24 protein-coding genes are annotated in these 25,675 nt (G+C 76.8%); 12 read left to right on the top strand and 12 right to left on the bottom strand.

The genetic code is table 11. The annotated features are described in order from the left end of the window. Nucleotides 1-226: 226 nt before the first annotated feature. The 6 genes from LO771_RS07575 (at nt 227) to LO771_RS07550 (ending at nt 7,355) form a co-directional block, all read left to right on the top strand. Nucleotides 227-1,363 (top strand): LacI family DNA-binding transcriptional regulator, encoded by a 1,137-nt coding sequence (locus LO771_RS07575; RefSeq protein WP_230649199.1) that lies wholly within the window; start codon nt 227-229, stop codon nt 1,361-1,363. A gap of 138 nt (nt 1,364-1,501) precedes the next feature. Continuing rightward, nucleotides 1,502-2,758, top strand: coding sequence for a metallophosphoesterase (locus tag LO771_RS07570; protein WP_304944771.1), 1,257 nt, complete (start codon nt 1,502-1,504; stop codon nt 2,756-2,758). Between the two features lie 240 nt (nt 2,759-2,998). Further along, nucleotides 2,999-4,027, top strand: a complete 1,029-nt coding sequence (locus LO771_RS07565) for a hypothetical protein (RefSeq protein ID WP_230649198.1) — start codon at nt 2,999-3,001, stop codon at nt 4,025-4,027. 146 nt (nt 4,028-4,173) lie between these two features. Then, a complete protein-coding gene (locus LO771_RS07560; protein WP_230649197.1) occupies nt 4,174-5,256 on the top strand; it encodes a MerR family transcriptional regulator in 1,083 nt (360 codons plus the stop codon). Between the two features lie 269 nt (nt 5,257-5,525). Next, nucleotides 5,526-5,726 (top strand): hypothetical protein, encoded by a 201-nt coding sequence (locus LO771_RS07555; RefSeq protein WP_230649196.1) that lies wholly within the window; start codon nt 5,526-5,528, stop codon nt 5,724-5,726. A gap of 147 nt (nt 5,727-5,873) precedes the next feature. Next, a complete protein-coding gene (locus tag LO771_RS07550) occupies nt 5,874-7,355 on the top strand; it encodes a flotillin family protein (RefSeq protein ID WP_230649195.1) in 1,482 nt (493 codons plus the stop codon). A 108-nt stretch (nt 7,356-7,463) separates the two neighbouring features. Here the strand turns inward: LO771_RS07550 and LO771_RS07545 are convergent, their stop codons facing one another. The 3 genes from LO771_RS07545 to LO771_RS07535 all read right to left on the bottom strand — a co-directional run bounded on the left by LO771_RS07545 (nt 7,464) and on the right by LO771_RS07535 (nt 9,049). Then, on the bottom strand, nt 7,464-7,664 hold the full coding sequence (locus tag LO771_RS07545) for a DUF5326 family protein (protein WP_230649194.1): 201 nt from the start codon (nt 7,662-7,664) through the stop codon (nt 7,464-7,466). Between the two features lie 192 nt (nt 7,665-7,856). Beyond that, nucleotides 7,857-8,555, bottom strand: a complete 699-nt coding sequence (gene tenA / locus LO771_RS07540; RefSeq protein ID WP_230649193.1) for a thiaminase II — start codon at nt 8,553-8,555, stop codon at nt 7,857-7,859. A 176-nt stretch (nt 8,556-8,731) separates the two neighbouring features. Next, nucleotides 8,732-9,049 carry a cupin domain-containing protein gene (locus tag LO771_RS07535; RefSeq protein WP_230649486.1) on the bottom strand — a complete coding sequence of 106 codons (318 nt, stop codon included), beginning with the start codon at nt 9,047-9,049 and terminating at the stop codon, nt 8,732-8,734. Between the two features lie 73 nt (nt 9,050-9,122). Here LO771_RS07535 and LO771_RS07530 point away from each other — a divergent pair, with 73 nt between their 5' ends. From LO771_RS07530 to LO771_RS07520, 3 genes are all read left to right on the top strand, one after another. Further along, nucleotides 9,123-9,497 carry a phage holin family protein gene (locus LO771_RS07530; RefSeq protein ID WP_230649192.1) on the top strand — a complete coding sequence of 125 codons (375 nt, stop codon included), beginning with the start codon at nt 9,123-9,125 and terminating at the stop codon, nt 9,495-9,497. Between the two features lie 361 nt (nt 9,498-9,858). After that, nucleotides 9,859-10,902, top strand: a complete 1,044-nt coding sequence (locus LO771_RS07525; RefSeq protein WP_230649191.1) for a LysR family transcriptional regulator — start codon at nt 9,859-9,861, stop codon at nt 10,900-10,902. A gap of 158 nt (nt 10,903-11,060) precedes the next feature. Continuing rightward, a complete protein-coding gene (locus tag LO771_RS07520; RefSeq protein ID WP_230649190.1) occupies nt 11,061-11,648 on the top strand; it encodes an NUDIX domain-containing protein in 588 nt (195 codons plus the stop codon). 53 nt (nt 11,649-11,701) lie between these two features. Here LO771_RS07520 and LO771_RS07515 read toward each other — a convergent pair whose 3' ends face one another. The 6 genes from LO771_RS07515 to pdhA form a co-directional block, all read right to left on the bottom strand. Further along, complete coding sequence (locus LO771_RS07515) at nt 11,702-13,513, bottom strand: globin domain-containing protein (RefSeq protein WP_255743917.1); 1,812 nt, start codon at nt 13,511-13,513, stop codon at nt 11,702-11,704. 363 nt (nt 13,514-13,876) lie between these two features. Further along, the gene (gene trxA / locus LO771_RS07510; protein WP_230649189.1) at nt 13,877-14,203 is read right to left on the bottom strand and encodes a thioredoxin; all 327 of its coding nucleotides are present in this window, start codon (nt 14,201-14,203) and stop codon (nt 13,877-13,879) included. Between the two features lie 113 nt (nt 14,204-14,316). Then, entirely contained in the window at nt 14,317-14,718 is a 402-nt protein-coding gene (locus LO771_RS07505; RefSeq protein WP_230649188.1) for a MerR family transcriptional regulator, read from the bottom strand. A gap of 119 nt (nt 14,719-14,837) precedes the next feature. Then, entirely contained in the window at nt 14,838-16,205 is a 1,368-nt protein-coding gene (locus tag LO771_RS07500) for a dihydrolipoamide acetyltransferase family protein (protein WP_230649187.1), read from the bottom strand. 4 nt (nt 16,206-16,209) lie between these two features. Further along, nucleotides 16,210-17,238, bottom strand: coding sequence for an alpha-ketoacid dehydrogenase subunit beta (locus LO771_RS07495; protein WP_230649186.1), 1,029 nt, complete (start codon nt 17,236-17,238; stop codon nt 16,210-16,212). Beyond that, complete coding sequence (gene pdhA / locus LO771_RS07490; protein ID WP_230649185.1) at nt 17,235-18,395, bottom strand: pyruvate dehydrogenase (acetyl-transferring) E1 component subunit alpha; 1,161 nt, start codon at nt 18,393-18,395, stop codon at nt 17,235-17,237. The genes LO771_RS07495 and pdhA overlap by 4 nt, the downstream gene beginning before the upstream one ends. 217 nt (nt 18,396-18,612) lie before the next feature. Between pdhA and LO771_RS07485 the strand changes: the two genes are divergently transcribed. Next, entirely contained in the window at nt 18,613-19,212 is a 600-nt protein-coding gene (locus tag LO771_RS07485) for an Lrp/AsnC family transcriptional regulator (RefSeq protein ID WP_230649184.1), read from the top strand. Nucleotides 19,213-19,355: 143 nt separating this feature from the next. Here the strand turns inward: LO771_RS07485 and LO771_RS07480 are convergent, their stop codons facing one another. Beyond that, nucleotides 19,356-19,991: a TetR/AcrR family transcriptional regulator gene (locus tag LO771_RS07480; RefSeq protein WP_230649183.1), complete on the bottom strand. Its 636-nt coding sequence runs from the start codon at nt 19,989-19,991 to the stop codon at nt 19,356-19,358. Between the two features lie 166 nt (nt 19,992-20,157). Between LO771_RS07480 and paaN the strand changes: the two genes are divergently transcribed. Continuing rightward, on the top strand, nt 20,158-21,870 hold the full coding sequence (gene paaN / locus LO771_RS07475) for a phenylacetic acid degradation protein PaaN (protein ID WP_230649182.1): 1,713 nt from the start codon (nt 20,158-20,160) through the stop codon (nt 21,868-21,870). A 33-nt stretch (nt 21,871-21,903) separates the two neighbouring features. On the opposite strand, the gene LO771_RS07470 is transcribed toward paaN, so the two are convergent. Beyond that, nucleotides 21,904-23,214 (bottom strand): glycosyltransferase family 2 protein, encoded by a 1,311-nt coding sequence (locus tag LO771_RS07470; protein ID WP_308188854.1) that lies wholly within the window; start codon nt 23,212-23,214, stop codon nt 21,904-21,906. Nucleotides 23,215-23,402: 188 nt separating this feature from the next. Between LO771_RS07470 and LO771_RS07465 the strand changes: the two genes are divergently transcribed. Beyond that, nucleotides 23,403-24,947, top strand: a complete 1,545-nt coding sequence (locus LO771_RS07465; RefSeq protein ID WP_230649181.1) for an FAD-dependent monooxygenase — start codon at nt 23,403-23,405, stop codon at nt 24,945-24,947. Nucleotides 24,948-25,048: 101 nt separating this feature from the next. On the opposite strand, the gene LO771_RS07460 is transcribed toward LO771_RS07465, so the two are convergent. Next, complete coding sequence (locus LO771_RS07460) at nt 25,049-25,612, bottom strand: CGNR zinc finger domain-containing protein (protein ID WP_230649180.1); 564 nt, start codon at nt 25,610-25,612, stop codon at nt 25,049-25,051. Nucleotides 25,613-25,675 lie beyond the last annotated feature (63 nt).

Genomic DNA, 25,675 nt, shown 5'->3' with positions numbered 1-25,675 from the left:
AGCCGCCCCCGCGGAATTCACCCGTGCGGGTGGGATGCGGTCGTGGCGCGGAAACGGCCCTCCGGTGGTCGCGGCACCCGGGACGGCACAAGTCGCAGGCGGGACGGGGCGCAGGCATCACTCTTCGAAGGAAGAGTGACGTTTGCGTTCATGGAGAAACCTATCTCCAACGCTTTGTGACGGTCTGCTCACCATCGGTGGTGGCGCGCCATACGATCGGTCCGCCATGACAGCAGCAGCCAACCAGAGCGGCCGTCGGCCTCCCCGCCCCCGGCGGCTGGAACGCGCCGGGATCCGGGACGTCGCCGCCGCGGCCGGCGTGTCGATCACCACCGTCTCCGACGCCCTGAACGGCAAGGGCCGCCTGCCCGAGGAGACCCGCACCCGGGTGCGCGAGGTCGCCGAGCGGCTGGGCTACCGCCCGTCCGCCGCCGCCCGCACCCTGCGGACGGGCCGGTCCGGCCTGCTCGGACTCACCGTGACCACCTACGGCGAGGAGCCCTTCACCTTCACCGAGTTCGCCTACTTCGCCGAGATGGCCCGCGCGGCCACCTCGGCGGCGCTCAACCGCGGCTACGCCCTCGTGGTGCTCCCCGCCTCCTCCCGGCACGACGTCTGGGGCAACGTCGCCCTCGACGGCACGGTCGTCATCGACCCCTCCGACCACGACCCGCTCGTGGCCGAGCTGCACCGCCAGGGCGTGCCCGTGGTGAGCGACGGCAAGCCCGGCAACTGCCCCGTCACCGCGTGGGTGGACAACGACCACGAGGCCGCCGTGCTCGGCATCCTCGACCACCTGTCCGGGGCCGGCGCCCGCCGCATCGGCCTCCTCACCGGCACCAGCACCGACACCTACACCCGGCTGAGCACCGAGGCGTACCTCTCGTGGTGCGCCAAGATCGGCCAGGAGCCCGTCCACGAGACCTACCCGGCGCACGACCCCGCCGCGGGCGCCGTCGCCGCGGACCGGCTGCTGGCCCGCCCCGACCGGCCCGACGCCGTGTACGGACTCTTCGACCCCAACGGCACCGACCTGCTGGCCGCCGCACGCCGGTACGGGCTGCGCGTGCCCGAGGACCTGCTGCTGGTCTGCTGCAGCGAGAGCGACGTGTACGCCGCCACCGAGCCGCCCATCACCACGCTCTCCCTCAAGCCGCGGAACATCGGCACCACCGTGGTCAACCTGCTGATCGACGCCATCGAGGGGGTGCGCGGACAGCAGCCCGGAGGGCGCCGCGCGGACGGAACGGCCGGGCAGCCGCCCGGACGGCTCATGCCCACCGAACTGATCGTCCGGGCGTCCTCGCAGCGCCGCAGCCCCCGCACCACCGTCAGCCCGCCCCGCACGCCGGACGAGGGCTGAGCCACGTCCGGCAGGGATTCCGGCCAAACGCCCGTACCGGACGAACCGGTCCGCCGCTCCGGACGGCACCGCAAGCCGGGGCCCACGGATGCGGCCCAGGTGCGGACGCCGGGATACCCGTCTTCCTATGATGGGCGGATGACACCCGAGGACCGCTTCCCCGGGCCTGAGCTGCCCGAGACAGGCCCCCGCGCCCGCATGGCCCTCGACCCCCTGGCGTACGGGCACGAGGGCGGCGTCCACGGCGGTCCGCAGCGGCCGTGGGCGGAGCCCGGCGGTCCGGAGCACGGCGGTCCGGAGCACGGCGGTCCGGAGCACGGCGGTCCCGGGCACGGCGGTCCCGTCGCCGCCTCCCTCCGCGTGGAGGACCCCGCGCCCCCGTCCGTCCGGGGCTGGTTCGAGACCGGCGCCGGTGCGGGCGCGCGCCCGGCCGGGGCGGTCCTCGGCGAGGCGCCCCCCGCCGACCCGCCGACCCTCGACCTGGGTGCCCCGCTCGGCGCCGTCCCCCTCGGCGGCGGGCCCGCGGCGGCCGCCGGGCCCGACCGGGACGGCGCCGACACCGGCACCGGCCCGCTCTACGTCGTCGGCGACGTCCACGGCTACCTCGACGAGCTCCTCGCCGCCCTGCGGGAGCAGGGCCTCGTCGACGACGAGGGGCACTGGACGGCCGGCCGCGCCCGGGTCTGGTTCCTCGGCGACTTCACCGACCGCGGCCCGGACGGCATCGGCGTCATCGACCTGGTGATGCAGCTCGCCGCCGAGGCCGCCGCCGCGGGCGGCTACTGCCGCGCCCTGATGGGCAACCACGAACTGCTGCTGCTCGGCGCCCACCGCTGGGGGGCCGACCCCGTGCAGTCCGGCGCCGGAACCGCGTCCTTCCTCGCCGCGTGGCGCCTCAACGGCGGCCAGCAGCAGGACATGGACCGCCTGGAGCCGCACCACGTCAGCTGGCTCTCCCGGCTGCCCGCCCTCACCGTCGAGGACGGCCACCTGCTGCTGCACTCCGACACCACGGCCTACCTGGAGTACGGCGCCTCCGTCGACGAGGTCAACGACACCGTCCACGAGCTGCTCGCCTCCGACGACGCCGACGAGTGGTGGGAGTGCTTCCGCCGCTTCACCAAGCGGTTCGCCTTCCGCGGCGAGGCCGGGCCCCTCGCGGTGGAGGAGCTCCTCGGCGCCTACGGCGGGGAGCGCGTCGTCCACGGCCACAGCCCCATCCCCTACCTCACCGGCGACGCCCACGCCGAGGACGGCGGCGCGCCGGACCGGATCACCGGACCGCACGTCTACGCCGACGACCTCGCCGTCGCCATGGACGGCGGCGTCACCATGGACGGCAGGCTGCTCGTCGCCCGGCTCCCGCTGCACCGGGCGGAGGAGCGGAGCGGATGATTCCGCCCGACGGGGCCCGAAGTTCCTGAAACAGGCTGTCAACCCGTCAGTCCCCGGCCCTACCATCGAGACACCCGTCGAGACCCCGGCGGACCACCCGTCCCCGGGGCGACCGCCGCACACCGGTCCGCGGCGCACCGCGCCCGCACCGCGTCCCCCGGGACACCGCGACGGGCGGGACACCGCGACGGGCGGACCACCCACCCTCCTGACGGACCGACGGAGCAACCGGGGGCCAGATTGAACACCGCTCCGCACCTGCGGCCCGAGGACCGGCCCGACTTCGAACGGGTCCTGGACGAGGCGCTGCACACCGACGCCGTCCGCCACGCGCTCCGGACCCCCGGCGCGCCGCTCAACGCCGAGCAGCTGCGCACCCGGGCGCTCGCCGCCGCGGCCGGCGTCGCCGACGCGGCCGCCGGCGAGTACGGCCTCTACACCGCCCTGCGCGACCGGGTCCGCGAGTCCGCCGCCGCGCCGCGCGGCGGGGCCGGGGGCCCGGCGGACGGCCGCGGCGCGGGGGCGGACGGGGCCGGGGCCGGGGCCGTGCCGGTGATGGGCGTGCTCGCGCCGATCCTCGCCTGGGCCGCCGCCCTCATCTTCCTGCTGCTCGGCTACGGCCTGCGCGCCGCCGACCCGGGCCTGGCGTTCGCCCGGTCGCTGGTCACCGCCGGCTGGGTCTCCCTCGCGGTCGGCGCCGTCGCCATGGTCGCCGGGATCGTCGGCCTGCTGCTCACCGCCCTGCGGGACGGCTCGACCCCGCCGGACGGCCAGGACCCGGAGCTGTACGCCGAGCTGGCGGGCGCGAAGGACGCCTGGCGGACGGCGCTCCGGGACCGCGGCGTGGTGCCCTACCTGCTGTCCGTCCTGGACGGCGCGCCCGGCGGGCCCGAGGCGCCCGCCGGGGCCCCGGGGAGCGCCGGGTACGACGGGCCCGCCGAACGCGCGGCCGGTCCCGGGTCCGGTCCCGGGGCTGCGGCCCCCGGCGGCGTCAGCCTGGTCCGCGAGCGCCCCCGGCTCGGCTTCACCAGCCCCGGCTTCACCAGCCCCGGCCCGGAGCCCACCCCGGGGCGGGTCCGCGGGGACGCGCCCGGCCGGGCGCCCTTCTCCTCGCCCGACTACTCCCGGCCCAGCTTCTCCTCCCCCGAGTTCTCCTCCCCCGACTTCGCCGGCCCGGACTTCACCGGCCCCGACTTCACCTCACCGGACTTCACCAGCCCCGACTACGACGGGACCGACGGCGGCGGGACCGGCCGCGGCCGCGCCTGACCCGGCGGCCCCGCCTCCCGGGACGGCCCCGCCTCCCGGGACGGCCACACCTCGCGGGACGGCCCCGCCTCCGTGTTGACCCTGCCCCTGGGGCAGGCCGGAGCATCGGGCGCACCGGGCGGCCCGCCCGGCACGAGGAGGGCGTGATGGAGCTGATGACGATCGGGGCGTTCGCCAGGGCGGCGCGGCTGTCACCCAAGGCGCTGCGCCTGTACGACGGACTCGGCCTGCTGCCGCCCGCGCACGTCGACCCCGCCTCCGGGTACCGGCTCTACCGCCCGGAGCAGCTGGAGCGCGCCCGGCTGGTGGCGTGGCTGCGGCGGCTCGGCATGCCGCTGGCCCGCATCCGCACCGTGTGCGACCTGGAGCCCGCCGCGGCCGCCCGCGAGGTGGCCGCGTACTGGGAGCAGGTCGCCGCCGACACCGCGGCCCGGCAGGGGATCGCCGCCTTCCTCGTCGACCACCTGTCGGGAAGGACCACCACCGTGGCCGACACGCACACCCCGCTGACCGTCCGCCTCGCCGCCCGCTCCCACCGGGGCCTGGTCCGCGCGAGCAACCAGGACACCGCCTACGCCGGCCGCCGCCTGGCCGCCGTCGCCGACGGCATGGGCGCCCGGGGCGGCGGCCTGGCGAGCGCCGCCGCCGTCGGGGCCCTCAGGCCGTTCGAGGACGGGCTGCCCGAGGGCGACCTGCTGGGCGGACTGGCGGAGGCCGTCCGGCGCGCCGACGCGGAGCTGCGCGCGCTGGCGGCCGCCGACCCCGGCCTGGAGGGGCTGGGCACCACGCTCACCGCCGTGCTCTGGTCCGGTTCGGAACTGGCGCTGGTCCACATCGGCGACACCCGCGCCTACCTGCTGCGCGACGGCGGACTGTTCCTGGTCACCCATGACCACACCCACGTGCAGTCGCTGGTGGACGAGGAGCGCCTCACCCCGGAGGAGGCCGCCTCCCACCCGCAGCGCGCGCTGCTGGTCCGCGCGCTGACGGGGACCGGCGACCCCCGGCCCGACCTGTCGCTCCACGCGGCCCGCGCCGGGGACCGCTACCTGCTCTGCTCCGACGGCCTGTCCACGGTGGTGGCCGAGGGCGAGCTGCGCCGTGTACTGACCGGCGCACCCGACGCGGACCGGGCGGCCGACGAGCTGGTGGACCTGGCCGTGCGCCGCGGCGGTCCGGACAACGTCGCCTGCGCGGTGGCGGACGTCCTGGAGGCGGCGGCCGCCTGAGCGGAGAGCGCACCGCCGGGACCGCCGGGACCGCCGGGACCGCTGTGACCTCTGTGACAGCCGGTCGGGCAGCGCACCGCCGGGGGTGATGTTCCACGTGGAACACCGCCCCCGGCGGGGAGGGTCGACGCCCGGCGCGCGCCTCCTCCCCGCCGGGGACCGGGCCCCCGGGGGACCGGCTCGAACGCCCCCGGCGCGGGCTGCGGCCCGGGCACCACAGGCGCCGGACGGGGCCGCAGGCCCTACCCTCGTCGCAGGGGGTGGTCCGGATGGTGGGGCTGCAGGGCCGGGTGACGGGGACGGTGGGTCCGGGGCTGGTCGGCGAGGTGATGGTGGCCGTCCGGGGCGGCGCGGAGGCGTTCCTGGCCCTGCCCGCCGACCCGGGGGAGCGGATCGCCGTGGGCACGCAGGTGGTGGTCGTCGAGTACCAGCCGCCGCGGACGGTGTACGTGGCGCCCGCCTACGGCTGACCGTTCCTCAAGAGATCCTCTGGACTTCGCGGAAGCGCTTCCCAACTGCTCCGCCGCAGGCGCACACTCGCTCTCGCCGCCGCGTCCCGCGCGTCCCTGCCGACCGTGCAGCCACGGGCGCGGACGGTTCGAAGGGGGGATGCGCCGATGGTCGTCGGCGTCGTGGCGGCTGTGGCCGTCGCAGCTCTCGCGCTCGTGGTCGGGATCTTCAAGCTGATGTGGCGGGTGGCCGAGCCGAACGAGGCACTGGTCATCTCGGGCTCGAAGCACAAGACCGAGGGCCTGGGCGAGGGCATGGGTTTCCGGATCGTCACCGGGCGCGGCACCCTGGTGATGCCGGGCGTGCAGGCGGTGCGCAAGCTGTCGCTCGACCTCAACGAGGCCGACCTGGACGTGGAGTGCGTGACCGGCCAGGGCATCCCGGTGCGGGTGCGCGGCGTGGTCATCTTCAAGGTGGGCGACGACATGGTGTCGATCGCCAACGCCGCCCGCCGCTTCCTGGACCAGCAGAAGCAGATGAGCCAGCGGGTGCACAACGTCTTCGCCGGCCACCTGCGGTCCATCGTGGGCGGTCTGACGGTCGAGGACATGATCCGCGACCGGGACCGGCTGACCGGGGAGACCCGGGCCGCGTCGGGCACCGAGATGGAGAAGCTCGGCCTGATCATCGACTCGCTGCAGATCCAGGAGATCCTGGACCCGACCGGGTACATCAAGAACCTCGCCGCACCGCACGCCGCCGCGGTGCAGCGGGACGCGCGGATCGCGCAGGCCGCCGCCGACCGGGCGGCGACCGAGGCCGAGCAGGAGGCCGCCGCCCGCAAGGCGGAGGCCGTCCGCAACAGCGAGATCCAGCAGGCCGGCTACCAGGCCGAGCGGGACAAGGCCTCGGCGGAGTCCCGGCAGGCCGGTCCGCTCGCGGACGCCGCGGCCCGCCAGGAGGTCGTCGTCCAGGAGACCCGGGTGGCGGAGCTGGAGGCGAAGCGGCGCGAGCAGCAGCTCCAGGCGGACGTGCGCAAGCCCGCCGACGCCAAGGCCTACCAGACCCGCACCCTGGCGGAGGCGGAGCGCGACGCCCGGATCTCCGCCGCGCAGGCGCAGGCCCAGGAGACGGAGCTGCGGGCGGCCGCCGAGGCCACCCGCGTCAAGACCGCGGCGGCCGCCGAGGCGGAGGCCACCCGGGCGCGCGGCCTGGCCGCGGCCGAGGCCACCCGGGCCACCGGTGAGGCGGAGGCGGCGTCGTCCCGGGCCAAGGGCCTCGCCGAGGCGGAGGCGGCCCAGGCCAAGGGCCTCGCCGAGGCCGAGGCGATCAAGGCGCGGGCGGCGGCGCTGGCGGAGAACCAGGAGGCCGTGGTCGCCCAGCAGCTCGCCGAGGACTGGCCGGAGATCGTCGCCGCCGCGGCGGGGGCGTTCGGCAGCGTCGACCACATGGTGGTGCTGAACGGCGCCGACGGGGTGTCGGAGCTGCTCGCCAAGGCGCTCACCATGGGCGGCACGGGGCTGGGACTGGCCCGGCAGCTGCTGGGCTCCCTGAACGGCTCCCCGGCCGCGACGGGCGCGCCGGAGGAGGGCCGGCCGGTGCCGGCGCAGGCGGTTCCGGTGGACGGCGGGGAGCCGCGGAGGCACTGACCCGTCCGCGGTCCGCGGCGGGCCGGGCGCCCGCCGCGGACCGCACCGCGCACACGACGGCGCCCGCACACCGCGCAGGTGTGCGGGCGCCGGGCCGTCGCCCCCCCGCTAGCTCTTGACGGCCTTCTTGACCAGGATCACCACGGCGGCGGCGATGCCCACCAGCACCAGGGCCGACACCAGGAACGACAGCAGGCCGAGGACCGCCCCGAGCACGGCCCACAGGACCTTCCAGGCCACGACCAGGACGATGATCGGGACCACGACGTTGCGCACCCAGCCGGGCAGCGACTTCCAGAACTCGGCCATGTCCGTTACCTTCTCTCCCCTCGGACCGGCTCCCTGCGACGCCGTGTCCCGTCCTCCCTGGACTCTTCGATCGTACGGGCGCCGAGCTGCCGGAACGAGGGCCCGCAGCCCGGAGAAGACCCGGAGGGACCCCTGACCCGGCGCCTCGGGGACGACCCCGGGGAGGGGCGCCGGCGGCCCGGGGGGCGGGTCTCAGACCGGCCAGGACTCGCCGCGCCAGGCGGCGTCCCAGAACATCCACTCGTACCGGGCGGTCGTGGTGAAGTGCGCGGCCGCGCGCTCCCGCTCGGCGTCGGAGAGCCCCTCCCCCACCCGGTCGGCGAGGGCCAGCACCCGGCGCACGACGCCCTGGAACGCCTCGTCGCCATAGACGGCGATCCAGCGGGCGTAGAGCGGGTCCGGCGAGGAGGCGGCGAGGAGGCGCTCGCCGACCCGGGCGTAGATCCAGTAGCAGGGCAGCACGGCGGCGAGGGCCTCCGCGAAGGAGCCGCCGTACGCGGTGGCGAGCAGGTAGCTGGTGTAGGCGCGGGTGGTGGGCAGGACGGGTTCGGCGGCGGCCCGGGCGGCGTCGGAGCCGAGGGCGGCCATGAAGTCGGCGTGCATCGACTGCTCGGCGGCGACGGCGCCGACCGCGTCCTCGGCGAGCGCCCGCACGTCCTCCTCGGTGGGGGCCTTGGCCGCGCACACCGCCAGGGCGCGGGCGTAGTCGCGGAGGTAGTGGGAGTCCTGCACGACGAAGTGGCGGAAGGCGGCGTGCGGCAGAGTGCCGTCGGTGAGGCCGGCGAGGAAGGGGTGGTCGAGGACGGCCGCGTAGACCGGTTCGGCGGCCGCCCAGAGCTGCTCGGTGAAGGACTGCCTCCGGTCGGCGGGGGCGGGGTGCTGCGCTGCCATGGGGGTCCTGTTCGGTCGTGGACCGTGCGGTCGGGCCGGTGCGGTCGTGGACTGTTCGGTCGTGGACTGTGCGGTCGAGGGCCGGTGCGGTCGTGGACCGTGCGGCCGGGCCGGTGCGGTCGTCGGCCGGAACGGCCCGGCCGACTGCGGGCAGGCGGGCGCCGACAGGGGCCGGGTCAGTCCTCGGGCGGGGAGAAGACCACCAGGACCCGCAGCTCCTCGGTGATGTGGTGGAAGCGGTGCGGGACGCCGGCGGGCACGTGGACGACGCAGCCGCGGGCGACGACGGCGGTCTCGTCGCCGACCGTGAGGCAGGCCCGGCCGCTGACGACGACGTAGACCTCGTCCTGCTCGTGCGGCCGCTGGGTGTCGGTGTCGCCCGGCGAGAGGGCGTAGAGGCCGGCCGACATGTGGCGCTCCCGGAGGAAGCGCAGGTAGGCGCCCTGGTGGGCGGCGCGTTCGGCGTCCAGGTCGTCCAGCCGGAAGAGCTTCACAAGGGGGTATTCAACACCAGCGCCGGGCGCGTGGAGCTTCCGGTGGGGCGCCTCTGCTGCAACGATCACCGCCATGAAGAGTTTCGTCGTCAAGACGCTGATCAACGCCGCCGCCATCTGGGTCGCGGCCTGGATCGTGGACGGGATCGTCCTCTCCGGCGGCTCGACCGGGCAGAAGATCCTCACCGCGGTGCTGGTGGCGCTGGTCTTCGGCCTCGTGAACGGGCTGATCAAGCCGCTGGTGCGGCTGCTGTCGCTGCCGCTGTTCGTCCTCACCCTCGGACTGATCACCTTCGTGATCAACGCGCTGATGCTCTGGCTGACGTCGTGGGCCTCGGACCAGCTGGAGCTCGACTTCCACGTGGAGGGCTTCTGGTCGGCGCTGCTCGGATCGCTGATCATCAGCATCGTGTCCTGGGGGCTGAACCTGGCCTTCGGCGACGACTGATCCGCGACGGCCGGGCCGCGGCGGCCCGGCCCCGCCGGGCACGCGGTGCAGCGGGCGGTTGGAGCCTCCCCCCTCGTGGCTCCAGCCGCCCGCGCGCCGTTCCCCGACCCCCTGTCCAGCGCCGTCCGGCGCACGGGGAACGACGGGAACAAAGGTAGTCGGCTGCCCGGTGGTGTCCAATCACCGTCCGGCAGCGGAGCTATCGACATATTTATGTTTCGCGGTGCGGACGCCCCCGGTCGGCCAGGCACCCGGTTTCGGTCATTCTGCGGCCCCGGCCGCGCGCGCACTTCTCCCGGCGTGCGGTGCCCCTGATGATGCATCGGTCAGCCGTCGCGTCCGGGAGGGGAGGTGGGCGGCAGTGGACCTGGCGCTGCTCCGGACCTTCCTCACGGTCCACCGGGCAGGGTCGATCACCCGCGCCGCCCAGCTGCTGGGGCTCTCCCAGCCCGCCGTCACCGGACAGATCCGGTCCCTCGAACGCCAGCTCGGCCGCCCCCTCTTCCTCCGCCAGCCGCGCGGGGTGGCGCCCACCGGGGTCGCCGACGAGCTCGCCCACCGGGTCGCCCCCCACCTGGACGCGCTGGGCGAGATCACCGGCCAGGGGGCGGACGGGCCCGCCGCCCGCACGCTGCACCTCGCCGGCCCCGCCGAGTTCTGCGCCACCCACGTGCTCCCGGCCCTCGCCGGCCTGGTCGCCGACGGGCTGGCGGTGCGCCTGGCCGCCGCCGACGGGGACGAGGCCCTGGCGGGGCTGGCCGCGGCGACCCACGACCTGGCCGTCACCACCTCGCTGCCGCGCGGCCGCCTCTTCCACGCCGTGCCGCTGTACGACGAGGAGCACGTGCTGGTGGGCGCGGAGCGGTGGGCCCGGGCGGCGGCCGTGCAGGGACCGGCCGTGCAGGGAGCGGCCGGGCAGGGGGCGGCCGGGCAGAGGGCGACGGCCCAGGGATGGGCCGGGCAGGGAGCGGCCGGGCAGGGGGCGACGGCCCAGGGATGGGCCGGGCGGGGACCGGCGTGGCGGGGACCGGCGTGGCAGGGGACGGCGGCCCTGGCGGCGGTGGCGGAGCTGGAGCGGCTCCCGCTGCTGGACTGCGGGGAGGAGCTGCCGTTCGTCACGCCGTACTGGTCGACGGTCTTCGACACCGGTCCGGGCGTACCGGCGGCCCTGGTCGCGCCCGACCTGCGGGCCGTGCTCAACGCGGCCCGGGAGGGCGCCGGCATCGCGGTGCTGCCCCGGCACCTGTGCGGCCCCGACCTGGCGGCCGGGACGCTGCGGGTGCTGCTGGAGCCGCCGATGGCGCCGCTGCGGACCTTCTTCCTCGTGGTGCGCGCCGGCACGCTCGACCGGCCCGCCGTCGCCCGGGCCCACTCCCGGCTCCTCGCGGCCTCGGCCCGCTGGTGAGGCCCGGCGGCCGCTCCCGCGGCGGCCGTCCCCGCATGCGGAGCCCGCTCGTCCGTTCGGGTTTCGCCGTCCGCGGTCCGCGGCAGAATCCCCGGCAGCCGGCAGAACCCGCCCGTGCCCGACCCGCCCCGCCGCACCGGGGCCGCCCGGAGGTGACCATGGGCTCCGCAGCCCACCGCCCTGTGGTGAAGCGCACCGCCCGCGCCATCCTGCTCGACCTCGACCCGGCGGACCCGGGCGGGCCCGCGGAGATCGTCCTGATCAAGCGCACCCGGCCGGGGTGCACGCCCTACTGGGTCACCCCGGGCGGAGGCGTGGAGCCCGGCGACCGCAGCGTGGTGGACGCGCTGCACCGGGAGGTGGACGAGGAGGTCGGGGGCAAGGTCTCCGACGTGGTGCCCGCCTTCGTCGACACCGTCCCGCACGGCGTCCCCCCGGGCGGCGCGGACTGCGGCTGCGACCCCGTGCGCGCGGCCGCGGCGGACGGCGCGCCCGCCGGCGACGGGGGCGAGGCCGGGGACGGGGTCAAGGTCCAGCACTTCTTCGTCTGCCGGCTGGAGTCGATGGACCCGGCGCGCCGCCACGGCCCCGAGGTCGAGCGGCCGGCCGGCGCGTACGAGGTGGTCCGGCTGCCGTTCACGCGGGAGGGCGTGACCTCGGTGAACGTGGTGCCGCCGTCGCTGCGGGCCTACCTGGCGGCGAACATCGAGGGCGTGCGGGCGCTGCTCGCACCCGACCTGGGCTGACGCCCGGACGCGACCGGCCGGCCCGGGCGCCTCCCCTGGCGGCGGGCCCGGGGTCAGGCGCCCGCGGCGGCGCCCAGGTCGTGCCGGATGCGGTCGCCGGGCACCCCCGAGCGCAGCAGGACGTCGACGCTGCGGCGGACCATCGCGGGCGGTCCGCTGAGGTAGGCGTCGTACCCGGCCCACGGTCCGCGGCTCTGCACCACGTCGGGCAGCGACCCCGCCGTGCCCGGGGTGCGCTGGTCGGAGACCACCGGGTGCACGGTGAGCCACGGGTGCTGCCGGGCGAGGCGGAGCAGCGGCTGCAGCTCGTACAGCTCCTCGTTGCGGCGGGCGCCGTAGAAGACCTGGACCTCCCGGTCGCCGGAGCCGCGCTCGGCGACCTCCTCCACCAGGGCCCGGACGGGGGCGATGCCGGTGCCGCCGCCGAGGCAGAGCAGGCGGCCGGGGGCCCCGTGGTCGAGGACCATGCCACCCTCGGCCGGTCCGAGGCGCAGCACGTCGCCGGGCCGGGCGCGGTGGACGAGGGCGTTGCTGACCCAGCCGGCCGGCACGGCCTTGACGTGGAAGGAGAGCAGCCCGTCGGGGCGGGGTGCGCAGGCGAGGGAGTAGGGGCGCCACACCCGGGGCCACCAGGGCGTCTCGACGGCGGCGTACTGCCCGGCGCGGTAGGGGTAGGGCTGGTCGGGGCGGACGGTGAGGACCGCGACCTCGGGGGTGCGCTGCTCGTGGGCGACGATCTCGCCGTGCCACCAGGAGGGGGCGGCGGCGGCCTCCCGGGCGCCCTCGGCCATGGTGTGCGAGATCAGCGCGTACACCCGGCGCCAGGCCTCCTCGGTCTCGGCGTCCCACCGGTTGCCGCAGTAGCGGGAGACGGCGGCGAGGAGGCACGCGCCGAACGGTTCGTAGTGCTGGGCGGCGGCGCCGTACCGGCGGTGGCTGCGGCCGAGGGGGTGCAGGTACCGGGCCAGGGCCGCCGGGTCGCCGGCGCAGCGGGCGGCGGTGAGCAGGGCCCGGAAGAGGCGGTCGCGCTGCACGTCCATGGCGGCGGGGAAGAGCGACCGCAGTTCGGGCCGGTGGAGGAAGAGCAGGGCGTAGAAGTGGGCGGTGGCGCGCTCGGCGACGGGTTCGAGGGCGGCGAGCGAGGCGTGGACGAGGTCGAGGTCGCGGGGGGTGGGGGCGCCCGCGGGCCGGGCCGCCGCGGGGCGGAGGGCGGGCAGCGCCGCACCGGGCGCGGGGGGCGCCGCGGCGGCGGGGAGGACGGGGGTGCCCCAGGCGCGGCTCCAGTTGTCGCCGGGGCCGGACCAGTTGAGGCCGGGGGCGCGGGTGATGAAGGGCTCGATGGGGGGCCGGACGGCGGTCCGGGCGTGGACCAGGGCCGGTGCGGCCGGGGCGGTGGGCGCGGGAGGCGGCGGCACGGGGGTCGGCGGCACGGGGGTGGGGGGCTGCGGGAGGGCCGGCGCGGGGATGGCGGCGGACGGGAGCACGGCCGGGGGCGGCGGCACGACGGGGGCGGGCGGGGCCGGCGGTACGGGCGGCCGGGGCGGCGGTCCGGCCGCCGGAGGGGCGGCGGGGAGGGGCGGTGCGGCCTGGGCGGCGGACGCGGCGGGGAGCGCCGGGGGCACGGCGGGCGCGGGCGGGACGGCGGGGGCCGGGGACGCGGCCGGGGGCGGGGGCGCCAGCTCGATGACGGTCAGCGACTCCCGGGGGGCGGCCGGGGTGAGGCCCGGGACGGCGGCCGGCGCCGTGGAGCCCACGCCCGCGCGTACCAGGACCGGGGCGGCGGCCCCCCTGGGCCGCGCGGCTGCCCGCTCCTCGTCCGGCTGTCCTCGACCCGGCTGCGGCGGCTCGGTCGTCAGAGCTTCCATGATCGGCCTCGACTCCGAAATGCAGAAACAATTCTTCGATTCTGACCAGTTCCGATCGGCGGAATTCAGAAAACGCCCCTGAGTGGTCCGGGGGAATTCCAGCCGGTGCCGTAGCCTTACATGCCGCGCAGCTGATCGGACAAATAGCGGGAAGATTGCGGCGCACACACGTTCCGCGCGCTACCCTCACGCCGCGGACGCCCCCGCCGACCGGCCGGGCCGGGGAGCGCCCGGCCTGTCCGCACCGCCGTCCCGGTGCACCGCCGTCCCGGCACACCGTCGCCCGGACGGGCCGCCGCCCCCGGCCGCACGCACGCGCGGGGGCGGCCCGGCGGAGCGCCGGACCGCCCCCGCGCCGTCCGCTCACAGCACGTCGGCGAGCTCCTGGAGCAGGCGCCGCTTCGGGCGGGCGCCCACCAGCGACCGCACCGGCTCACCGCCGCGGAACACCATGAGCGTGGGCATCGACAGCACCCCGTACGCCGCCGTGGTCTCCGGGTTCTCGTCCACGTCCAGGACCGCCACCCGCAGCCGGCCCGCCTCCTCGCCGGCGATCTCCGTCAGGACCGGCGCCATCATCCGGCACGGCGCGCACCAGGCCGCCGTGAACTCCACCAGCACCGGAAGGTCCGACCCCAGCACCTCGGCGGCGAAGTCCGCGTCCACCACCGTCCGGACGGCGTCCTGCACCGCCCCCGCCGCCCCGTGCCCAACCGTCCCGTGCCCAGCTGTCCCGTGCCCAGCTGTCCCGTGCCCTGCCTTCACGTGCACCATGTCCCGCTCCCGTCGTCGGCCCGTCGTCCTCAGTCGCCCGGGTGCGGAGCGAGTCCGCACCGGGGCTCGGGTGCCGCGTGGGCGGAGTCGGCCACGGCCAGCTGGCGGCGCAGCCGCTCCCGGACGTCCCGGAGGCGGTCGATGCAGGCGTCCAGCTCGGCCAGCTTGCGCCGGTAGACCTCCAGCGACGCCGGGCAGGCGTCGCCCGCGTCGTGGCCCGCCCGCAGGCACTCCACGAACGGCCGGGTCTCCTCCAGGCCGAAGCCGAAGTCCAGCAGGGCGCGGATCTCCCGCACCTGCCGCAGGTCGTCCTCGTCGTACTCGCGGTACCCGTTGACGGCGCGCCGCGAGCCGATCAGTCCGCGCGACTCGTAGTACCGCAGCGTGCGGGTGGACGTGCCCGCCCGCGCCGCGAGCTCCCCGATCCGCATCGGCCGCTCCTCTCCGGCTGTGCCGTCGCACCGACGGTAGACCTTGACGTCGGCGTCAACGCCAGCCGGAGAGGAGGGATGCCCGGGACGGGTCCCGGGGGACGCCCCGGGAGGCGGCCTCAGAGGTGGCGCAGCAGCTCCCCCGGCTGCTCGACGCAGTCGGCGACGAACCGCAGGAAGCCGCCGGCCGTTCCGCCGTCGCAGACCCGGTGGTCGAAGGTGAAGGAGAGCTGGGTGACCTGCCGGACGGCCAGCTCCCCGCCGTGCACCCACGGCTTGGCGGCGACCCGGCCCACACCGAGCATGGCGGCCTCGGGGTGGTTGACGATCGGGGTGGAGCCGTCGACGCCGAAGACGCCGTAGTTGTTGAGGGTGAAGGTGCCGCCGGTGAGCTCGGCCGGGGTGAGGGTGCCCTCGCGGGCGGCCGCGGTCAGCCGGGCCATCTCGGCGGCGAGCTGCTCCGTGGTCATCCGGTGGGCGTCGCGGACCACCGGCACGACCAGGCCGCGCCCGGTCTGCGCCGCGAAGCCCAGGTGGACGGCGCGGTGGCGGCGGATCGCGGTCGGGGTGCCGTCGGGGTCGGTGACCACGCTCGCGTTGAGGTCGGGATGGCGGGCGAGGGCGGCGGTGCAGATGCGGGCGAGCAGCGGCAGCAGGCCGATCCGCGGTCCGGCGCCGGTGGCCAGCCGGTCCTTGAGGGCCAGCAGTTCCGTGGCGTCGGCGTCGACCCAGCAGGTGGCGTCGGGGATCTCCCGGCGGCTGCGGGACAGCTTCTCGGCGACCGTGCGGCGCAGGCCGCGCAGCGGGACGACCTCGTCGCCGTCGCCGGAGGCGGAGGCGGGGCCGGAGGCGGCGGGGGCGGCCGGGGACTGCGCGGCGGCCACGGCACGGGCCACGTCGGCGCGCAGGATGAGGCCGTCGGGCCCGCTGCCGGTGAGGGTGGCGAGGTCGATGCCGTGCTCGCGGGCGGTGCGGCGGACCAGCGGCGAGATCACCGGGACCGGACCGCTGCGCGCGGGCGCGGCGGGCGGCGCGGCCGGGGCCGGGGCCGGGAGCGCCGCCGTCCGTACGGGCGCCGCGGGCGCGGCCGGGCGGACCCGGCGGCGCCGGGGCCCGCCGTGCCCCCCGGCGGTGCCGTAGCCGACCAGGACGTTGCCGGAGCCGTTCGCCCCGGAGCCGCTGCCCGACGACCCGCTGCCGGACGAGCCGTTCGCGGAGGGGGAGGAGGAGCCGCCCTCCGGTGCGGCGACCGCCACGGTGACGAGCGGCGCCCCCACGGGCACCTCCTCGCCGGGCTCGCCGAAGCGGGCGGTGACCACGCCCCCGTACGGGCACGGCACCTCGACGGAGGCCTTGGCGGTCTCGACCTCGACCACCGGCTGGTCGACGGCGACGACCTCGCCGACCTCCACCATCCACCGGATGATCTCGGCCCCGGTCAGCCCCTCGCCCAGGTCGGGCAGGGTGAACTCGCGCACCACGGGCATCGGTTCAGTCCTCCCACTGCAGGCGGGCCAGCGCGTCGAGGATGCGGTCCACCCCGGGCAGGTGGTGGCGCTCCAGCATCGGCGGCGGGTACGGGATGTCGAAGCCGGTGACGCGCAGCACCGGCGCCTCCAGGTGGTGGAAGCAGCGCTCGGTGACGCGGGCGGCGATCTCCGCGCCCACCCCGGCGAAGCCGGACGCCTCGTGGACGACCACGGCCCGGCCGACGCCGCGGACGACCTCGCAGACCGTCGCGTCGTCGAACGGGACGAGGCTGCGCAGGTCGAGGACGCCGACGTCCCAGCCCTCGGCGGCGGCGGCCTCGGCGGCCTCCAGGCACACGGGGAGGGAGGGGCCGTAGGTGATCAGCACGGCCGAGGTCCCGGGCCGGCGCAGCACCGCGCGGCCGAGGGGCTCCACGGCGGCGGGGGCCTCGGGGTTCCAGGCGGCCTTGGACCAGTACAGGCGCTTGGGCTCCAGCACCACGACCGGGTCGTCGGAGGCGATGGCGGCCCGCAGCAGCCCGTAGGCGTCCCCGACCGTGGCGGGGGTGACGACGTGCAGGCCGGGGGTGTGGACGTAGTACGCCTCGGAGGAGTCGCTGTGGTGCTCGACGCCGCCGATGCCGCCGCCGTAGGGGATGCGGATCGTGATCGGCAGCGGCATCCGCCCGGCGGTGCGGTTGCGCATCTTGGCGACGTGCGAGACGAGCTGCTCGAAGGCCGGGTAGGCGAAGGCGTCGAACTGCATCTCGACGACGGGCCGCAGCCCGTACATGGCCATGCCCACGGCGGTGCCGAGGATGCCGGCCTCGGCGAGGGGGGTGTCGGTGCAGCGGTCGTCGCCGAACTCGGCGGCCAGGCCGTCGGTGATGCGGAAGACGCCGCCGAGGGTGCCGACGTCCTCGCCGAGGACGTGGACGGAGGGGTCGTCGCGCAGGGCGTGCCGCAGCGCGGTGTTGAAGGCCTGCGCCATGGTGGCCGCGGGGGCGGCGGGCGCGGGCGCGGTTCCGGCGGCGGTCGGGGCGGTCGTCATCGGGCCACTGCCTCGGCGTCGAGTTCGGCGGCGAGCTGGTCGGCCTGCTCGCGCAGCTGGGGGGTGGGTTCGGCGTAGACGTGGGCGAAGAGGGACATCGGGTCGAGCTTCGGCTCCGCGTGGAACTCCTCGCGCATCCGGGCGGCCAGCTCCTCGGCGGCGTCGGCGGCCTGCCGCACCGCCTCGTCGTCGAGCAGCCCGGCGTCGCGGAGGTGGCGCTCCATCAGGGCGACCGGGTCGTGCGCGCGCCAGGCGGCGACCTCGTCGTCGCCGCGGTAGCGGCCGGCGTCGTCGGCGTTGGTGTGCGGGTCGAGGCGGTAGGTGACGGCCTCCACCAGCACGGGGCCGCGGCCGGAGCGGGCGTGCTCGACGGCCTCGGCGAGGACGGTGTGGACGGCGGCGGCGTCGTTGCCGTCGACCAGGCGGCCGGGGACGCCGTAGCCGACGGCCTTGTGGGCGAGGCTGGGCGCGGCGGACTGCTTGGCGAGCGGCACGGAGATGGCGTAGCCGTTGTTCTGCACGAGGAAGACGACGGGGGCGTTCAGCACCGCGGCGAAGTTGAGCGCCTCGTGGAAGTCGCCCTCGCTGGTGCCGCCGTCGCCGACCATGGCGAGGGCGACCACGTCGTCGCCGCGCAGCCGGGCGGCGTGGGCGAGGCCGACGGCGTGCGGGAGCTGGGTGGCGAGGGGGGTGGAGAGGGGGGCGGTGCGCCACCGGACCGGGTCCCAGCCGCTGTGGGCGTCGCCGCGCAGGAGGGTCAGCGCCTCCAGGGGGTCCACACCGCGGGAGACGACGGCGAGGGTGTCGCGGTAGCTGGGGAAGAGCCAGTCGTCCTCGCGGAGCACGGCCGCGGCGGCGACCTCGCAGGCCTCCTGGCCGGTGGAGGCGGGGTAGACGGCGAGCCGGCCCTGCTTGGTGAGGGTGGTGGCCTGCTGGTTGTACCGGCGGCCCGCGACCAGGCGCCGGTACAGGCCGCGCAGCAGCTCCGGGTCGAGGGAGGAGGCGGCGGGGGTGCCGAGGGCGCGCACCGGCGCCGGGTCGGGCAGGAGCGGCGCCGGGTCGGTGCGGGGGGCCTGCGCGCCGGGGTGCCACGGGGGCGGCGCGGGGTGCGGCCGGCCGGGGCCGGCGGCGTCCGGCTGCTGGTCCAGGACGGTCATCTTCGAGCACCTCCATGGGGGTGGGGAGGTCACGCGGGGGGCATCTGTGGTGCCGGAGGGACGGCGGCTGCCGCGAGTGGCGCAGGTCACGCCTTCTTCCCTACCGATTGTTCGGTCGTGTGTTCACTTTGGCCACAGAGCTGCGCAAGTGGTGGACAAACGGCCGAGCAGGCGGTCGACTGGGGGCAGGACGTCCATATCGGGAGGGCAGTGGGACATGCCCGCTGAACAGATGGCCGGAGCCGGCGGTACGGCTCCGGAGCGCAGGGGAGGGGCCCCGGGGGGCCCGCACCACGACCCGCAGCCGGAGCGCGGGGCGCCCGGCCCGCCCGCGGCCGCCGGGAACGGCGCCGCCGGGGCGGGCGGCAGGGGACTGGACCGGATCGACCGCGCCATCCTGCGGCTGCTGCAGCGGGACGGCCGGGCGTCGATACGGTCGGTCGCCGAACGGGTCCACGTGTCCCGGGCGAACGCCTACGCCCGGATCGCGCGGATGGTGGAGGACGGGGTGATCCGCGGCTTCACCGCCCGGGTCGACCACGAGCGGGCCGGGCACGGCGCCTCCGCCTACGTCACGCTGAAGATCGTGCAGAACTCCTGGCGCACGGTGCGCGAACAGCTGCTGGCCCTGCCGGGCGTGGAGCACATCGCCCTGGTGAGCGGGGAGTTCGACGTGCTGCTGCTGGTGCACACGGTGGACAACCGGGCGCTGCGCGAGCTGGTGCTGGGGCGCATCCAGAGCCTGCCCGCGGTGCTGGGCACCCAGACGCTGCTGGTCTTCGACGAGACCGACCAGGCGCCGGAGCTGCCGGACTGAGGGGGCGGTCCGGACCGGCGGTCCGGACCGGCAGACCGGGCGGACGGTCCGGACCGGCGCACCGGGCGGGCGGCCGCGCGACGTGCCGGGGGCCGGGGGCCGGGGCCCCGGGCCGTCGCGCGGCGGCGCCCCGGGCCCGGGCCTCAGCCCTTGCTGCGTAGACCGCCGAAGGCGAGCCGGACCACGGCCTCCACGATGCGGTCGGCGGCGTCGTCGCCGTCCCCGGGGGTCCCGGCCTGCGGTCCGCCGACCGGGTGGTACCACTCCACGATCGAGTTGATCATGCCGAAGAGGAGCCGGGTCGCCAGCCGGGGCGCCACGTCGCCGCGCAGGTCTCCGTCGTCCGCCGCGGCCCGCACCAGCTCCGCGACCCGGTGGTCGAACTCGCGCCGCCGCCCCAGCGCCCACTGCTCGGCGGCGGTGTTGCCGCGCACCCGCAGCAGCAGCGTCACGTACGGCAGTTCCGCGAGGAGCACCTCGGCGGTGCGGCGCACCACGTGCTCCAGCCGCTCGACGGGCCGCCCCTCCAGCGCCCCCGGCTCGTCGAGGATCGCGAAGAGGCCGTCCAGCGCCCGGCCGACGGCGAGGCGCAGCAGCTCCTCCTTGCCGCGCACGTGGTGGTAGATCGACGACTTGGAGATGCCGGCCGCGCGGGAGAGGTCCTCCATCGACGTGCCGTCGTAGCCGCGGGTGTTGAAGACCTCGACGGTGACCGCGAGCAGCGACTCGACGGTGTAGCTGTCGCGGCGGGCGGCGGCGGGCGGCGTGTTGGCGACCATGGACACGAGTATCCACCGGCGGCGCGGGCTCCTCCGCCCGGACGTCGGGATCCGCCGCGATCCGCCGGGATCCGCGCCGCGGCCCCTCTTGTACCGACCGATCATTCGGTTACGCTGAGGCGCGGACAAGCTCCGCCCCCACCCTCCCAGCAGAGGAGCGCACACCATGGCAGCAGCGGACCGCAGCCCCGAGCCGGCCGGCCCGGCCCTCGCCGGACTGGTCGAACGGCACCGGGAGACCCTCGACAAGGCGACCGCCGCGCTCGCCGCCCGGGACTACTGGTCGCCCTACCCGGAGTTCCCCAAGGCGTACGGCGAGACCGCGGCCGCCGACGGGAAGGCCGCCTTCGACGCGCTCCTCGGCAGGCCCTTCGAGCTGGACCAGCCCGGCACCGACGGCGAGGCGGGCGGCGAGACGTCCCCGTACGGGCCGCAGCTCGGCATCACCTACCCGCACGCGGACTCGGAGGCGCTGGTCGCCGCCGCCCGCGCGGCCCTTCCCGGCTGGGCCGCCGCCGGTCCGCTCGCCCGGGCGGCCGTCTGCCTGGAGGTCCTGGCCCGGATCAACGCCCGGTCCCACGAGTTCGCCCAGGCCGTGATGCACACCACCGGCCAGGCCTACGGCATGGCCTTCCAGGCCGGCGGCCCGCACGCCCAGGACCGCGGCCTGGAGGCGGTGGCCCACGCGTACGCCGAGCAGACCCGGCTGCCCCGGCAGGCCCGCTGGACCAAGCCGCAGGGCAGGCGCGACCCGCTGGTGATGGAGAAGACCTCCACCGCCGTGCCGCGCGGCGTCGCCCTGCTGGTGGGCTGCAACACCTTCCCCACCTGGAACGGCTACCCCGGCCTGTTCGCCTCGCTGGCCACCGGCAACCCGGTGGTCGTCAAGCCGCACCCGCGGGCCGTGCTGCCGCTGGCGCTCACCGTCCGCATCGCCCGCGAGGTGCTCGCCGAGGCCGGCTTCGACCCGAACACGGTCGTCCTCGCCGCCGAGCGGGAGGGCGAGGGCCTGGCCAAGACCCTGGCCGTCCACCCCGAGGTGCGGATCGTCGACTACACCGGCTCCAGCGCCTTCGGCGAGTGGCTGGAGGCCAACGCCGTCCAGGCCCGCGTCTACACCGAGAAGGCCGGCGTCAACACCGCCGTCCTGGAGTCCACCGACGACTACGCCGGGATGCTCGGCAACCTCGCCTTCTCGCTCTCCCTCTACAGCGGCCAGATGTGCACCACCCCGCAGAACCTGCTGGTCCCGCGCGGCGGCATCGACACCGACCAGGGCCACCGGTCCTTCGACGAGGTCGTCGCCGACCTGGCGGCCGCGGTCGGGAAGCTGCTCGGCGACGACGCCCGCGCGGCCGCGATCCTCGGCGCGGTGGTCAACCCGGGCGTGGCCGAGCGCATCGGCCGGGCCGCCGAGGGCGCGTACGGCGAGCTGGCCCTCGCCCCGCGCGAGGTGGCCGTGCCCGACTTCCCCGACGCGGTGGTGCGCACCCCGGCGCTGGTCAGGGCCGACGCCGCCAAGCCGGACGACGCCGCGGCGTTCCTCGGCGAGTGCTTCGGCCCGGTCTCCTTCGTGGTCGCGGTCGACTCCGCCGCCGACGCCGTGGAGCTGCTGCGCCGCACGGTGAAGGAGAAGGGCGCCATGACGGCCGCGGCGTGGACCACCTCCGAGGAGGTGGAGGCGGCGCTGGTCGACGCCTGCCTGGACGCGGGGGTCTCGCTCTCGCTCAACCTGACGGGCGGGGTGTACGCGAACCAGACCGCGGCCTTCTCCGACCTGCACGGCACTGGCGCCAACCCGGCGGCGAACGCGGCGTACTGCGACGCCGCGTTCGTCGCCGACCGGTTCCGCACGGTGCAGGTCCGCCGGCACGTCTGACCCGGCCGCCCGGCGCCGCACACTGACGCAACGTCAGGAACGGCGCCGGGCGTCGCGGCGCGGGTGGAAGACCCACACCCGCATCAGCACGAACCGCAGCAGGGTGGCGAGCGCGTTGGCCGCCACCAGGGCGCCCAGCTCCACCCCGTGGGAGGCGCCGGGCGCGGCCGCGCCCACCGCGGCGACGGCGGCGCTGCTCAGCGCGAGGCCGACCAGGAAGGCGACGCCGCCCTCGACCTGGTGGCGCAGCGCGTCCCGGGTGCCGGTGACGCCGAAGGTGAAGCGGCGGTTGGCGGCGGTGTTGGCGACGGCGGTGGCGGCGAGCGCCAGCGCGTTGGCGGCCAGCGCGGGAACGGCCTGACGCAGCGCCAGGTACAGCAGGGCGTACGCCAGGGTGGAGAGCGCCCCCACGACGGCGAAGCTCGCCAGCTGCCAGGGAAGGCCCGGCGGCATCCTCGCCGCCCGCACGCGCGGCGGCACCGGCAGCCGGGCCGCGCCCGACAGCGAGCGGCGGGCCACCCGCGCCATCCCCTTCAGGTCGTCGACCGCCGTGCGGACGACGTCCACCCGGCTGTCGGGGTCGTCCACCCAGTCCACCGGCACCTCGTGGATGCGCAGCCCGGACCGCTCCGCGAGCAGCAGCAGCTCGGTGTCGAAGAACCAGGCCTCGTCCTCCACCTCGGCCAGCAGCGCCCGGACGACGTCGGCCCGGCCCGCCTTGAAACCGCACTGGGCGTCGGAGAACTTCGCCGCCATGGTCGCCCTCAGCAGCACGTTGTAGGTGCGCGACACGAACTCCCGCCGGGGACCGCGCACCACCGCCGAGCCCCGGTGCAGCCGGCTGCCGATCGCCAGGTCGCTGTGGCCGGAGAGGAGCGGGGCGACCAGCGGCAGGAACGCCTCCAGGCCGGTGGAGAGGTCCACGTCCATGTACGCGACGACGTCGGCGTCGCTGGCGCCCCACACGTGGCGCAGCGCCCGGCCGCGCCCCTTCAGGTCCAGGTGGACGGCCTCCACCCCGGGCAGCTCCGCGGCGAGGGCGGCGGCGGCCCGCCAGGTGCCGTCGGTGGAGGCGTTGTCGGCGACGGTGATCCGGAACCGGTACGGGAAGGTCTCGGCGAGGTAGGCGTGCAGGCGGCGGACGCTGCGCTCCAGCACGTGCTCCTCGTTGTGCACGGGGACGACCACCTCGACCAGCCTGGTCGTGACGGCGCCGGAGGGGACCGCGCCGGGGGGAGCCGCCCCGGGGGGCGGGGGCGCGTCGGGGGCGGGGGTCGCGCCGGGGGCGGGGGTCGCGCCGGGGGCGGGGGGCCGGTCCTGGCCGCGGGTCGCTGTCTGGCTCATGGCAGCGAGGCTCGCGGGCGCGGATGGGGCCGGGATGACACGGGTCTGAGAGCTTCCTGAGAAGTACGGCGGCCCGGTGCGCCGCGCCGGCCGGCGGGTGGTTGACGGACCCCGGACGGCGCCCTACCGTTAATTCAACAGACGTTGAATACGCGGGCCCGGCGGTCCGCGGCCTCCAGGGGGCGGTCATGCGGCACCACACCGGAACCACGGGCAGCACGGAGACCACCGGCAGCACGGACACCACCGGCACCACCGCCGACGTGCTCGTGGTCGGCGCGGGACCGACCGGCCTGCTGCTCGCGGGCGACCTCGCCGAGGCGGGCGTCCGCACCACCGTGCTGGAGCGCCGCTCCGCGGAGTCGAACCTCACCCGCGCCTTCGCCGTGCACGCGAGGACCCTGGAGGAGCTCGACGCCCGCGGCGTCGCGGACGACCTCCTCGCCGAGGGCGCCCGGCTCCCCTCGCTGCGCGCCTTCGGCCGGCTCCGCATCGACCTCTCCCGCCTGCGGACCCGCTTCCCGTTCGTCCTGGTCACCCCCCAGTACCGCACCGAGGAGGTGCTCCGCCGCCGCGCCGAGGCCGCCGGGGTCCGCATCCTGCGCGGCGCCGAGGTCGTCGGCCTGCGCCAGGACGCCGACGGCGTCGAGCTGGACGTCCGGCACGACGGCGACGACGGCGACGGCGGCGGCGACAGCGGGCGAGTGGCCGTCCACCGGGCCCGGTACGCGGTCGGCACCGACGGCGTGCACAGCACGGTGCGGCGGCTGCTCGGCCTGCCCTACCCCGGCGTCTCGGCGGTCCGCTCGGTGATGCTGGCCGACGTGCGTCTCGACCGCACCCCGGACGAGGTCCTCACCGTCGGCGCGACCGGCGCCGGCTTCGGCTTCCTCGCCCCGTTCGGCGACGGCTGGTACCGGGTCATCGCCTGGGACCGGGCCCGGCAGCCGCCCGACGACGCACCCGTCGACCCCGACGGGCTCCGGGACCTCCTGCGGCGCACCCTCGGCGACGACTTCGGCATGCACGACCCCCGCTGGACCTCCCGCTTCCACAGCGACGAGCGCCAGGTCCCGGCCTACCGCAGCGGGCGGGTGCTGCTCGCCGGCGACGCCGCCCACTGCCACTCCCCCGCGGGCGGCCAGGGCATGAACACCGGCCTCCAGGACGCCGCCAACCTCGGCTGGAAGCTCGCCGCCGCCGTCCACGGCCACGCCCCCGACGGGCTGCTCGACACCTACCAGGCCGAGCGCCACCCCGTCGGCGCCGCCGTGCTGCGCACCTCCGGCGCGCTCGTCCGGGTCGCCACCGGCCGGAGCCCCCTCACCCGCGCCGCACGGACCGCCGCCGGGCGCCTCGGCGGCCTCGGCCCGCTGACCCGCCGGGCCGCGCTCACGGTGTCCGGGCTGGGCATCGCGTACCCGGCGCCGCGGGGCGCCCACCGGCTCGCGGGGCGCCGCATCCCCGACCTGCGCCTGACGGCGGACGGGGCGGGGGCGCCCGGGCGGCTGTACGAGGCCCTGCGCGGCGGCCGGTTCGCCCTGGTCGGCGGCCCGGCCGGGGCCGCGGCGCCCTGGGGCGGACGGGTCGTGGCCGCCGCACCGGCCGGGGACCCGGGCGCCGCCCTGCTCGTCCGGCCCGACGGCTACGCCGCCTGGGCCGCCGAGCGGCCGTCCGCGGCGGACGTCCGGGCCGCCCTCACCGCGTGGCTCGGCGCACCGGCGAAGGACTGACGGCCGGAGGCCGCGGACAGGGGACGCAGGGGCGGCCCGCGAGGGGACCACCGGCAGGGGACGACGGGCAGGCGGCCCGCCCGGGTGCGGGCGAGCCGCCGCTACGAGCCGCCCCGGGTGCGGGCGTAGTGGCGGGACGCCTTGGCACGGTTGCCGCAGGTGGCCATGGAGTGCCAGCGGCGGCGGCCGTTCTGCGAGTCGTCGTAGAAGAAGAGGACGCAGTCCGGGTGCGCGCAGCTGCGGATCCGGTCGGGGTTGCGGCGCAGCAGCCCGAGGTAGTCGTCGGCGGCCAGCCAGGCGGCCAGCCAGGCGGGGTTCCCGACCTCGACGGCCTCGGCCGGGCCGGCGGCGGTGAGCTCGCGGCGGATCCGGCCGTGGTCCAGCACCTCGTTGAGCGCCGCCACCGCCTCGGGCGCGGGGGACGCCGGCCCGGCGGCGGCCGCGGCGATCGCCTCGCGGGCGATGCGGGTGGCGGCGAGGGAGACCGCGTCGGCGGGGCAGCGGCCGGCCAGTCCGGCGGAGGAGAGCCAGACCTCGTACCCGGCCCGGTCCCTGAGCAGGTCGTGGGGTTCGGCGACGCCCCAGCGGGTGTTCAGCAGGTCGAGGGAGAGCGGGCCGCCGGTCAGCGGGCGGGGGTCGCGCGGGTCGGGGGCGGGGCTGCTCATGGGGAGAGTGTAGTTCTAACCCTTCATATGATCCGAAGCGGTTGACCGGCGATCCGACTAACC

The sequence above is a fragment of the Streptacidiphilus sp. ASG 303 genome (assembly GCF_020991365.1).
GTDB lineage: Bacteria > Actinomycetota > Actinomycetes > Streptomycetales > Streptomycetaceae > Peterkaempfera.
The sequence above is the reverse complement of the archived record's forward strand: the minus strand, read 5'-3'. Positions and strand labels throughout refer to the sequence as shown.